Annotated in this window: 13 protein-coding genes and 1 pseudogene; 10 read left to right on the forward strand and 4 right to left on the reverse strand. The window is 55.8% G+C overall.

Going from position 1 to position 10,251, the window contains the following annotated elements:
* Positions 1-39: 39 nt before the first annotated feature.
* The 5 genes and pseudogenes from M7F93_RS09795 to M7F93_RS09815 form a co-directional block, all read left to right on the forward strand.
* A complete protein-coding gene (locus M7F93_RS09795) occupies positions 40-237 on the forward strand; it encodes an SRPBCC family protein (RefSeq protein WP_298172668.1) in 198 nt (65 codons plus the stop codon).
* Position 238: 1 nt separating this feature from the next.
* Positions 239-724, forward strand: a complete 486-nt coding sequence (locus M7F93_RS09800; protein ID WP_298172671.1) for a cupin domain-containing protein — start codon at positions 239-241, stop codon at positions 722-724.
* 10 nt (positions 725-734) lie between these two features.
* Positions 735-1,382 carry a transglutaminase-like domain-containing protein gene (locus M7F93_RS09805; RefSeq protein ID WP_298172674.1) on the forward strand — a complete coding sequence of 216 codons (648 nt, stop codon included), beginning with the start codon at positions 735-737 and terminating at the stop codon, positions 1,380-1,382.
* A 14-nt stretch (positions 1,383-1,396) separates the two neighbouring features.
* Positions 1,397-2,044 (forward strand): FMN-binding negative transcriptional regulator, encoded by a 648-nt coding sequence (locus M7F93_RS09810; RefSeq protein WP_298172678.1) that lies wholly within the window; start codon positions 1,397-1,399, stop codon positions 2,042-2,044.
* Positions 2,041-2,406: pseudogene (locus tag M7F93_RS09815) on the forward strand (DJ-1/PfpI family protein); the annotation flags it as partial. The gene M7F93_RS09810 and the pseudogene M7F93_RS09815, both read left to right, overlap by 4 nt.
* A 65-nt stretch (positions 2,407-2,471) precedes the next feature.
* Here the strand turns inward: M7F93_RS09815 and M7F93_RS09820 are convergent.
* Positions 2,472-3,164, reverse strand: coding sequence for a histidinol-phosphatase (locus M7F93_RS09820; protein ID WP_298172681.1), 693 nt, complete (start codon positions 3,162-3,164; stop codon positions 2,472-2,474).
* A gap of 136 nt (positions 3,165-3,300) precedes the next feature.
* Between M7F93_RS09820 and ligA the strand changes: the two genes are divergently transcribed.
* Together ligA and atpC are read left to right on the forward strand one after the other, a co-directional pair.
* Entirely contained in the window at positions 3,301-5,319 is a 2,019-nt protein-coding gene (ligA, locus tag M7F93_RS09825; RefSeq protein ID WP_463670969.1) for an NAD-dependent DNA ligase LigA, read from the forward strand.
* A gap of 2 nt (positions 5,320-5,321) precedes the next feature.
* Positions 5,322-5,837: an ATP synthase F1 subunit epsilon gene (atpC, locus tag M7F93_RS09830; RefSeq protein ID WP_298172684.1), complete on the forward strand. Its 516-nt coding sequence runs from the start codon at positions 5,322-5,324 to the stop codon at positions 5,835-5,837.
* A gap of 15 nt (positions 5,838-5,852) precedes the next feature.
* Here atpC and M7F93_RS09835 read toward each other — a convergent pair whose 3' ends face one another.
* The 3 genes from M7F93_RS09835 to M7F93_RS09845 form a co-directional block, all read right to left on the reverse strand.
* Entirely contained in the window at positions 5,853-6,218 is a 366-nt protein-coding gene (locus M7F93_RS09835; RefSeq protein WP_298172686.1) for a DUF202 domain-containing protein, read from the reverse strand.
* Complete coding sequence (locus M7F93_RS09840; protein WP_298172690.1) at positions 6,215-6,532, reverse strand: DUF202 domain-containing protein; 318 nt, start codon at positions 6,530-6,532, stop codon at positions 6,215-6,217. The genes M7F93_RS09835 and M7F93_RS09840 overlap by 4 nt, the downstream gene beginning before the upstream one ends.
* Positions 6,533-6,662: 130 nt before the next feature.
* Positions 6,663-7,148: a Fur family transcriptional regulator gene (locus M7F93_RS09845; protein WP_298172693.1), complete on the reverse strand. Its 486-nt coding sequence runs from the start codon at positions 7,146-7,148 to the stop codon at positions 6,663-6,665.
* Between M7F93_RS09845 and M7F93_RS09850 the strand changes: the two genes are divergently transcribed.
* The 3 genes from M7F93_RS09850 to speA form a co-directional block, all read left to right on the forward strand.
* Positions 7,140-7,745 carry a peroxiredoxin gene (locus M7F93_RS09850; protein WP_298172696.1) on the forward strand — a complete coding sequence of 202 codons (606 nt, stop codon included), beginning with the start codon at positions 7,140-7,142 and terminating at the stop codon, positions 7,743-7,745. The genes M7F93_RS09845 and M7F93_RS09850 overlap by 9 nt on opposite strands.
* Positions 7,742-9,151, forward strand: a complete 1,410-nt coding sequence (locus M7F93_RS09855) for a PhoH family protein (protein ID WP_298172699.1) — start codon at positions 7,742-7,744, stop codon at positions 9,149-9,151. The genes M7F93_RS09850 and M7F93_RS09855 overlap by 4 nt, the downstream gene beginning before the upstream one ends.
* A 63-nt stretch (positions 9,152-9,214) precedes the next feature.
* Positions 9,215-10,251: biosynthetic arginine decarboxylase (gene speA / locus M7F93_RS09860; RefSeq protein ID WP_298172702.1), on the forward strand; the 1,037-nt coding region annotated here is incomplete at its 3' end.

Consider the following 10,251-nt stretch of genomic DNA (forward strand, 5'->3'; position numbering starts at 1 on the left):
CGAATAGAGGGATTTTTTTCATAACGACGAAGGATAGCCATGCATCAGATCGTGACACAGATTGATATTGCGGCATCACCGGAGCGTGTGTGGTCGATCCTCATGGATTTCTCCGCCTATCCGCAATGGAATCCCTTAGCGGGTTTTAATGCGATGAATCAGGCATTGAAGAATCGCGCGGAGGCAAATGACCATATGGGCCACGTACATGATGATATCTCCAAGGATCGGTACTGACATGGACACCCGAAAACTGCTGCTCACCGCGCAGGAGATTGATCAGATGAAGGGCGAACATAAGGTCCATTATCTCAATCCCGGCGCCGTTCGTATCAATAAGTCTTTGGGCGATGCGGTAGGACTCCGGCACATGGGTATACATCTCATCCAGATAGAGCCGGGTAAAGAAAGTACCGAGTACCACCGGCATCATTATGAAGAAGAGGCCGTGTACGTGCTGTCTGGTAAGGGCATGCTCACCATGGAAGGGGATCAGTATCCCATCGCCCCAGGTGACTTCGTCGGTTTTCCTTGCCATACAGTCGCGCACAGCATCATCAACGATGGAACGGAAACACTCGAGTACCTGGCTATCGGTCAGCGACTGGATCAGGATGTCGCGGATTACCCGAATCAGCATAAACGCCTATACCGTAATAATGGGGAATGGAATCTGGTGGATATGGCAGATATCCGTGTGTTACGCGAACCCACACAGAAATAACAGGAAATTTATGAAGCTCGCAAAATTCTATACCCAGCCGTCGCCGCACTTCCTGATGGAAAGCGCCACCGTGGATTATGCGCATGCCGATATCCGCAAGTTGGCGTCCGCGCTGTCCTCTGACGACCCAACGGCAACCGCCAGGCGTTGCTTCGAATGGGTACGCGATCACATTGAGCACAGCATGGATTTTCACCGGGAAGAAGTGACCTGCGCAGCGTCGGATGTGTTGCAGCAAGGCACTGGCCTATGCACCGCGAAAAGTCATCTGCTGGTAGCCTTATGGCGCGCCAACCAAATCCCTGCAGGATTCTGTTATCAACGACTGACGCTGGACGGCCCCAATCCGCCCTACTGTACACACGGCTTTACCGCCGTCTGGCTGGACGACTGGGGCTGGTATCGTTGTGATGCGCGCGGCAACAGCAAACCCGGAATCCACTGTGAATTCACGCCCGGACAAGAGAACCTGGCCTTCTCAATTGATTATAACGGCGAGCAAACCTATCCGGAGGTTTGGGCAGAGCCCTGGCCGGATTTGATCGCCGCCATGGAGAAGCTGCAAAACATATCGCAGTATCGGAGCCATCCCATTGACGCCTGCCCACCCGCCACTGATTTGTGCGTAAGCGAGCCTACGGCGCCGAACATTGAATAGCGCGGAGACCGACCATGTACTGCCCTGACCCGTTTGCAGAAACCCGCCCAGAAATCCTGCGGGCATTGATTCAGCGTTATCCCCTCGCGACACTGGTCAGTATGGGCGGTAATGGTCTGGAGGCGTTGTACCTCGTACCCGGCGAAGGACCGCAACTGATGCTGCAAGGCCATTTGGCACGCGCTAATCCGCTGTGGCGGGAGGCATCCCCGGACGGCGAGGTGCTGGTCATCTTTCAGGGGCCGCAACACTACATCAGCCCTTCCTGGTATGCCACCAAGGCGGAAACCGGCAAGGTGGTGCCTACCTGGAACTATGCCGTTGTCCATGCCCAGGGTCCGTTGCACGTCAGAAACGATCCTGATTGGGTGCGAAACCAGATGGTCGCCCTGACCGCGCAGCAGGAGAATGGCTTTACCCCGCCCTGGCAGGTGGATGATGCGCCCCAGGACTTTACGGAGCGGCTCATTGGGCAGGTGGTGGGCATAGAAATCCCCATCTCCCGCTGGGTCGGTAAGTGGAAGGTCAGCCAGAACCAGCCGCTGTGCAACCGTGACAGTGTCGTCGCGCACCTGGAGCAGCAAAAGCAGCCTGACTCTGAGACCATGGCTGAATACATCCTGACCAGCCGCAAAAATGGCAAAAAGGACCATCCCGGATGACGATTACCGTGGGTTTTCTGGTGTTTCCGGGCATTCAACAGCTGGATCTGGCGGGTCCTTATGAGATTTTTTTCGCTCTACCGGATGGCGAGATCCATCTTTTCTGGAAAACCCGGGAGCTGGTGGCCTGTTCGACTGGTGTGCGCTTTTACCCGACGACGACACAGGGCGATGGGCCGCTGGTGGATGTGCTTTGCATTCCCGGTGGCGTCGGCATCAACCTTTTGCTGCTCGATAAAGAAGTACAGGCATGGGTGCAGCGCCAAGCGTCGGCGGCGCGGTTTGTCACCTCTGTTTGCACCGGCGCCCTGCTGCTTGGCGCTGCAGGATCACTCGCCGGGCGGCGCGCGACGACGCATTCGATGGTGACGGAGCCGCGTGGGGATGGGGGGCAGATTCCAGACTCGAATGCGCATCTTAACGGTATTCAGGCGTGTTGTTCGACCGGTGCCGGGTGCAGCGAAAGAATAGGCCAACCCCGGGCTTCGGCGAGGGCACGCAGGCGCGGATCGGGGTCAACCGCGACGGGGTGGGTGACGGTTTCCAGTAAAGGCAGATCATTGTGGGAGTCACTGTAGAAAGTGCTATTTTGCAGAGCGAACTCCCAGTCCAATCCCTGTATCTGCAACCAGTCCCGTAGGCATTGTACTTTGCCCGCCTGAAAACAGGGGATGCCAACCGTCTGGCCGGTAAATTCCCCTGTCGCCGTTTCTTCGGGCTCCGTCGCGAGCAGATGCGCAATACCCAGTTCTTCAGCAATGGGTGCCGTCACAAAACGATTCGTGGCGGTGATGATGACCAGCAGGTCACCTTGTCGGCGATGATTCTCGATCAGGGCGCGGGCGCGATCCGAAATCATCGGTAGCACCCATTCCTGCAAATATTCCCGGTGCCAGGCATTGAGCTGAGCACGCGAGTATGCAGCCAGAGGGGTGAGCTGAAAATTCAGGAAAGCCTGAATATCCAGGGTGCCCGCCATATAGTCCGCGTAAAACTGGTCATTGCGACGATTGAAATACTCGGCGTCTACAATGCCGCGACTGCCGAGAAATTTCATCCAGGCATGATCAGAGTCACCAGACAGCAGCGTGTTGTCCAGATCAAAAAGAGTGAGGGCCATAGGTTCTCCGTCCAGTGAGTTGGGCAATGGCAAATGCGGCGCCAGCATATCGCAAATGTGCTTTCTGGTATAATTTGCCAGGGACTGGGCGTAATTAGGTGCATGCGCAGGGTATATTCTCGAAAGCAAGGAGCGGATGGTGGTGCAGGGCAATCCTACGGACTTTAAGCGTATCCAGCAGTTGCGTGCCGAATTGGTGGCCGCCAATAACGCGTATTACCAGCAAGATGCACCGACTCTGAGTGATCCGGAATATGATGCACGGCTGCGCGAACTCCGCCGTCTGGAGGACCGCAACCCGCAATGGCAAAGTGCCGATTCGCCGACCCAGAGGGTAGGGGCAGCGCCCTTGGAGGTGTTTGCGGAAGTACGCTATACCGTACCAATGACCTCTCTCGACAATGTGTTTGATCGGGGTGGTTTTGGCGACTGGCTGGCACGTGTGCAGAAGGGGCTTGGCCGCGAGGATGTTCCGCTCAGCGCTGAGCCCAAATTTGATGGCCTCTCGGTCAATATTCGTTACCTGGATGGCAAACTGGTGCAGGCCGGGACCCGCGGAGATGGTCAAACCGGTGAGGAGGTTACTGTTAATGTCCGTACCATCCGCAACATTCCTCTGCAACTGGCGGGCAAGGGCTGGCCGGAGCTGCTGGAGGTACGCGGGGAGGTGGTGATTCCCGTGGCGGCTTTCCAGCGATTGAATGAAGAGCGCCTGCGCGCCGGCGAGAATCCCTTCGCCAATCCGCGCAATGCGGCAGCGGGCAGCCTGCGGCAACTGGATTCCAAAGTGACAGCGAAACGCCCCCTGGCGTTCTTTCCCTGGGGATGGGGAGAAAGCAGTATGCCACTGGGAGAATCGCACCGCGCGGTGATGCACAATCTCTCCGTCTGGGGTTTTGAAGTGACGCCTTACTTGCGCAGTGTTCGCCATCTTACGGAATGCGAAAGCTATTTCAATGAAATACAGAAATTACGCGAAGGCATGCCTTTTGAAATAGACGGTCTCGTGTTCAAAGTCGATGATTTGACGGACAGGGAGCGCTTAGGCTTTACCGCTCGCGCACCGCGTTGGGCCATTGCCTATAAATTTCCGGCGCACGAAGAACGTACCGTGGTCGAAGATATCCTGGCTTCCGTGGGGCGCACCGGTGTCATTACTCCGGTGGCTGTCTTGCAGCCTGTGCAAGTGGGGGGCGTGACCGTGAGCCGTGCCAGTTTGCATAATCAGGATGAGGTGGATCGTAAAGATATACGCGTGGGCGACACGGTACTGGTGCGCCGTGCCGGGGATGTAATTCCGGAAGTGGTCATGGTGCTCAAGGAGGAACGTCCACCAACGGCACAACCCTGGCAAATGCCGTTGCGTTGTCCGGTTTGTGATTCGGAAGTCCTGCGGCTGGCCAACGAATCGGCGCACCGCTGCATGGGTGGGCTGTACTGCCCGGCCCAACGGATGGGCGCTGTCGAGCACTTCGCCTCGCGCAAGGCCATGGATATCCGGGGCTTGGGCGAGAAGCTCGTCCAGCAACTGGTCGAATGTGGTCTGGTGCATTCCGTAGCCGATATTTATCATCTGGATGAGGCCGCACTTTGCGGATTGGAGCGCATGGCCAGTCGCTCCGCCCAAAAATTGCTGGCGGAAATAGAGCAGTCCCGCCATACCAGCTTACCTCGCTTCCTCTACGCCCTGGGTATTCGCCAGGTGGGAGAAAGCACGGCCAAATCTCTGGCAGCCTATTTTGGCGACCTGGAACCCTTACTGGCCGCAACGCCGGAGGTTTTGCAGAACATTCCCGATGTGGGACCCATAGTGGCAGAATCTATCGTACATTTTTTTGCCCAGTCCCATAACCGTGACGTGATCGCGGCGTTGCGGATTGCCGGTTTGGATTGGGATGTCGTCGAGCCGCAAAAAAGCGGACGTTTTCAGGGAATGACCCTGGTACTCACCGGATCTTTAGACAGTATGACTCGGGAAGAGGCCAAAACCGCCATAGAAAACGCGGGCGGGAAAATCAGTAGCGCCGTTTCTGCTAAAACAAACTATGTGATTGTCGGTAAAGAAGCGGGCAGTAAGGCGGAAAAGGCTACAAAGCTGGGCTTGAAACAGCTTACTGAAACACAATTTTTGGCGATGCTTTCAGAAAAGGAATAAATATGCAGCAGAACAGAACGTTCCGTATCAACGTGGTTGATATCCACGGCGAAGTGTACAGCGGTATGGCGCGTTTTGCGGCAGTGCCGGCGGAACTGGGCGAGATTGGAATACTGCCGGGACACGCGCCCCTGCTGTCAGGGCTGCGCGCCGGAGAGTTGCGTATTACCCAGGCCGATGGTCGGACACAGATTCTTTTTTTGGAGGGCGGGCTGCTGGAGATTCAGCCCGATACCGTGACCATACTCGCCAATGCAAGTCTGCGGATCATGGATATTGACCTTCATGATACACAGAGTCGCATTAAAGATGCCCAGGCCACATTGGCGAAAGGTGCTGTTCCCCCTATGGATTTCGCCCGCGCCGAACTGGAATTACAGAGAGAGCTGGCAAAAGTAAGTGCCTATCAGCGCTATCAAGCGTGTGAGCAACGGGGCGACAATACGAGTAATTACGAGTGGAAACGCCCATCACTCCAGAACGCGCCAAAAATTAACGCACAGGAACTCGAAGATTAAGCGTGCTGGATCGAATCAGGAATGGTTGCCTTTGCGCGCCAGAAGAGGCGGAAAGTACGATCCAGACTCTCGCAAAAACTTATGGTAGTGACTCTGAACCCGTAAAAATCGGAAGTAGCTAAAGCTTCCCACAACCACTGATAACAAAAGAAATATCGCACCGATAACGATAATGGCTTGATAATTAAAGAAGTGGATCAGTATCAAACCAGCTATGGTCAAGTCCAGCGTGGTGCGCAAAAAAGAATAGAAAACCCGGCGGTTGGCGGCTGCCGTGCGGTCCAGTGCGAGCCAGTCACGGAGCACCAATTTACTTTTCGGATAAGTATGAAAATAGTCGCGATGCGCATCCAGATGGTTGAATAAAAATCGAGATTTCATTGCAGATCATCCTCTATCTTCTCATAAGCTTCCATTCGCTGTAAATCTTTATGGTGAGTTTTTATTTTCAAATAGAGAGAAATGCCTGCGGCCAAGATAATCAGTGCGAGAATAAAACCCAGATAGAAAATATGGTCCTCAAGGTGGCCATTGAAGATACGAATAAAAATGAGCGTGGCAATGACTAGGGTTAAGGTCACGCGAATATACCCCAGGAAAGTACGCGTACCTGCAAACACCGTTCTGTCCATGGCGAGGAAGTCACGCAGAATCATTTCTTTCTTGTTGTAATCATCATAGGGCAGACGGCGCATGGTACTCTCAGTTCCTTTCATAAGGGTGGTGGGCGAGGCGTGGCACGTCGTATTATAAGGCAATGCGACCGGATGGAAAACCATTCCGGAGGCAATGACTTTTTTATCGAGAAAAATAAACCGGGTACGATCAGTGTCGGCTGGTTTTTTGCGGCGGTTCCTTCCCACACCGGGCGCAAACCCCGTTGACCACCAACTCCATTTCAGTCATAGAATAGTCGACGGGCAGCCGGGGCACCGGCACACTACTTTCAGGCAGGCAAAACACCTGGCCGCAAGAGACACAATGGAAATGCGGGTGTTGGGTGGCTGTTTCTTCACGGCGGGCGCTAAAGCGCCAGATCCGGTCGTCTGTTGTGACTCGGTGGGCGAGTCCGTTTTGTACCAGCCACTCCAGATTACGGTAGAGACTGACGCGGTCAATCGCACCCGTCTCCGATGCTTCCAGGCGCTGCTGCACCTCGGGATGACTGAGTGGTTGCTCGGCTGCCAGCAGTGTTTTGAAGACTGCTACCCGTAAACGCGTGATGCGTTGCCCGATAGCGCGGAGACGCTGCGCCGCCTCGGCATCGGAAACTTCCGCCGTGAGGGTGGGATGGAGTGATAAATGCGCCATAAAGTCATGCTAGAGCAGAAGGCCGGGAGGGCGCAAGCAATGGCCCTGCGTTACTTCCCTGGACAGCGCCCCATCTGCCGCGCTAGATTTTCAGCCAGGCCCATTCAGGAGTTCCTCATGTCCCCAGAAGTCATCACCATCGGTCAACCTGTACCTCAGTTTCATGCCGCAGCCTATGGTAAGGCATCCTCCATCAGCATCGATGACCTGCGTGGAACGGTCGTAGTGATCTATTTTTACCCCAAGGATGACACGCCGGGTTGTACGACAGAGGGGCAGGAGTTCACGGCACTCTACCCGGAATTCCAGGCTGCTGGCGCGGAAATTCTCGGTGTTTCCCGGGATACGCTGGCCAGCCATGAAAAGTTTTCCTGCAAGTTTAACTTCCCTTTTCCGCTCCTGGTCGACACGGATGAAGCACTCTGCAAGGCCTTTAATGTACTCAAGGAGAAGAACAATTACGGCAAGGTGAGCATTGGCGTTGAACGCAGCACTTTCGTGATCGACCGGGAAGGTAAAATCGCCTACGTCGAGCGCAAAGTGAAGGCCGCCGGACATGCCGCCGCCATCTTAGACATCGTCAAGCAATTGCCATGAGTCGCCAGGAAGCGGGGGGTTCAAGCCCGGTGAGGGCGCGTCTCTACATTCTGGATACCAACGTGCTGATGCACGATCCCTCAGCGCTATTCCGCTTCCAGGAACACGACATCTTGCTGCCGATGGTCGTTCTGGAGGAGCTGGATCAGCACAAAAAAGGTCTGAGTGAGCAAGCGCGTAATGTGCGTCAGGTCAGCCGTTATCTGGACGAGATGCTGACGGATACCGCTGATCTGGATCGTGGTTTGGTGCTGCCTTATGCGCAGGGGCGACTTTATTTCCAGACTGCCGCACATCAGCAGGCGCTGCCTGAAGATCTGGCCGGTGGTAAGGCGGACAATGAAATCCTCGCCGTGACTCTGGCCTTACAGAATCGTCATCCCGAAAAAGACGTGATTCTCGTCAGCAAAGATATCAATCTGCGCATCAAGGGGCGCACCCTCGGGATCCGGGTGGAGGATTACCAGAACGATCGTGCTCTGGACGATGTGGACCTGCTCTACACCGGTACTGAGACGCTGAGTGCCGATTTCTGGGATCTGCATAGTCGCGATCTGGACGCCTGGCAGGAAAGCGGACGGAGTTATTACAAAATCAGCGGCCCGGCCATTCAGCGCTGGCATCCCAATCAGTTTATCGCGATCAATACACAGGCAGGGGTGGCCGAAGACTTCGCGGCGATTGTCCGCGAAGTGCATCCGGAACACGCCATTATCGAGCGCATAACCGACTATCGAAGCGACCGACATGCAGTCTGGGGCATTTTGGCGCGCAATCCGGAACAGAATTTTGCCCTGAATCTACTGCTGGATCCGGACATCGATTTTGTCACCTTGCTGGGGCACGCCGGTACCGGTAAGACGCTGCTGACGCTGGCGGCAGCGCTGCATCAGATTTTTGAGCAGAAGCGCTACTCGGAAGTGATCATTACCCGTGCGACCGTGCCGGTGGGTGATGAGATTGGCTTCCTGCCCGGCACGGAGGAAGAGAAAATGCTGCCGTGGATGGGGGCGCTGGAGGATAATCTGGAAATTCTGGCGCGCGGCAGTGATGATGGCGGCAGTTGGGGACGCAGTGCGACGCAGGATCTGATCAATAAGCGGATTCGCGTCAAATCCATGAGCTTTATGCGTGGGCGCACCTTTCTGGAGAAGTTCGTCATTATCGACGAGGCACAGAATCTGACCTCCAAGGAAATGAAAACCCTGATCACCCGTGCCGGTCCGGGGACCAAAATTGTCTGCCTGGGCAATATTGCGCAGATCGACACGCCCTACCTGACGGAAACCACCTCAGGATTGACCTATGTGGTGGATCGCTTCAAGGACTGGGCCTACAGCGGACATGTCACCCTGCGTCGCGGTGAGCGTTCGCGTTTGGCGGATTTTGCTAATGATGCCTTGTGATCCCCTTGTCTACTGACCTGCTGAGCCCTTAGACTGCGCGCAGGGCATCAGGGGAGTGAACACATGACATGGTCGGTCGCGGATAGTCGCCATCTGTATAACTTGCCGCATTGGGGCGAGGGGTATTTCGATGTCGGAGCGGACGGACAGATCATCGTCCGTCCCGATGCCAACCCGCAGGGTGCCGCTATTGGGCTGGCCGATGTCGCGGCGGCACTGGGTGAGCATTCCCTCGCTTTACCCTGCCTTCTGCGTTTTCCGCAGATTCTGGGCGATCGAGTTGCGCGCCTGCACAGCGCGTTTGGTGAGGCTATCCGCGCCCTCAACTATAGCGGTAGCTACACCCCCGTTTATCCGATCAAGGTCAATCAGCAACGGCGCGTCGTCGAAGAAATTTTGCGTGCCGGTGCGGGTAGCGTCGGTCTGGAGGCGGGTAGCAAACCGGAGTTGCTGGCGGTCATCGGACTGATGCCGGTGGGCGGCACCATCATCTGCAATGGTTACAAAGACAACGAGTATATTCGCCTGGCCCTGACGGGTGAGAAGCTGGGCATGCAGGTCTACCTGGTGGTGGAAAAACCCTCGGAATTGCCTCTGATCCTGAATGAGGCTCGCAAGCTCGGCGTCAAACCCCGGATCGGGGTGCGCGCGCGGCTGGCATCCGCCGGTTCCGGCAAGTGGCAAAATACCGGTGGTGAAAAGTCTAAATTCGGCCTGTCTACGGCGGACATCCTGGAACTCGTCCACCGCCTACGGGCAGAAAATGCGCTGGATAGTCTGCAATTGCTGCACTTCCATCTCGGCTCCCAGATTCCCAATATTCAGTTCATCAAAGGCGGCATGCGCGAATGCGCCCGCCTGTATGCGGAATTGCGACACCTGGGCGCGGCCCTGGAGGTGGTGGATGTGGGCGGCGGGCTGGGTGTGGACTATGAAGGGACGCACTCCCGCGCATACTGCTCCACGAACTATCATGTCTCCGACTATGCCCATGCCATCGTTGCCACGCTGGCCGATGTGTCGCGCCAGGAGGGGCTGCCGGAGCCGCGTATCATCTCTGAATCGGGTCGGGCGCTGACGGCGCATCACGCCATTTTGTT

The sequence above is a fragment of the Acidithiobacillus sp. genome, assembly GCF_027322205.1.
Taxonomy (GTDB): domain Bacteria; phylum Pseudomonadota; class Gammaproteobacteria; order Acidithiobacillales; family Acidithiobacillaceae; genus Acidithiobacillus.

Coding starts and splice junctions, on each gene's coding strand:
- atpC (WP_298172684.1), top strand. CDS start 5,322: ATGCAGCAGAACAGAACGTTCCGTATCAACGTGGTTGATATCCACGGC.
- M7F93_RS09855 (WP_298172699.1), top strand. CDS start 7,742: ATGAGTCGCCAGGAAGCGGGGGGTTCAAGCCCGGTGAGGGCGCGTCTC.
- M7F93_RS09805 (WP_298172674.1), top strand. CDS start 735: ATGAAGCTCGCAAAATTCTATACCCAGCCGTCGCCGCACTTCCTGATG.
- M7F93_RS09835 (WP_298172686.1), bottom strand. CDS start 6,218: ATGAAATCTCGATTTTTATTCAACCATCTGGATGCGCATCGCGACTAT.
- M7F93_RS09820 (WP_298172681.1), bottom strand. CDS start 3,164: ATGGCCCTCACTCTTTTTGATCTGGACAACACGCTGCTGTCTGGTGAC.
- ligA (WP_463670969.1), top strand. CDS start 3,301: ATGGTGGTGCAGGGCAATCCTACGGACTTTAAGCGTATCCAGCAGTTG.
- M7F93_RS09850 (WP_298172696.1), top strand. CDS start 7,140: ATGCGCCATAAAGTCATGCTAGAGCAGAAGGCCGGGAGGGCGCAAGCA.
- M7F93_RS09810 (WP_298172678.1), top strand. CDS start 1,397: ATGTACTGCCCTGACCCGTTTGCAGAAACCCGCCCAGAAATCCTGCGG.
- M7F93_RS09845 (WP_298172693.1), bottom strand. CDS start 7,148: ATGGCGCATTTATCACTCCATCCCACCCTCACGGCGGAAGTTTCCGAT.
- M7F93_RS09800 (WP_298172671.1), top strand. CDS start 239: ATGGACACCCGAAAACTGCTGCTCACCGCGCAGGAGATTGATCAGATG.
- M7F93_RS09795 (WP_298172668.1), top strand. CDS start 40: ATGCATCAGATCGTGACACAGATTGATATTGCGGCATCACCGGAGCGT.
- M7F93_RS09840 (WP_298172690.1), bottom strand. CDS start 6,532: ATGCGCCGTCTGCCCTATGATGATTACAACAAGAAAGAAATGATTCTG.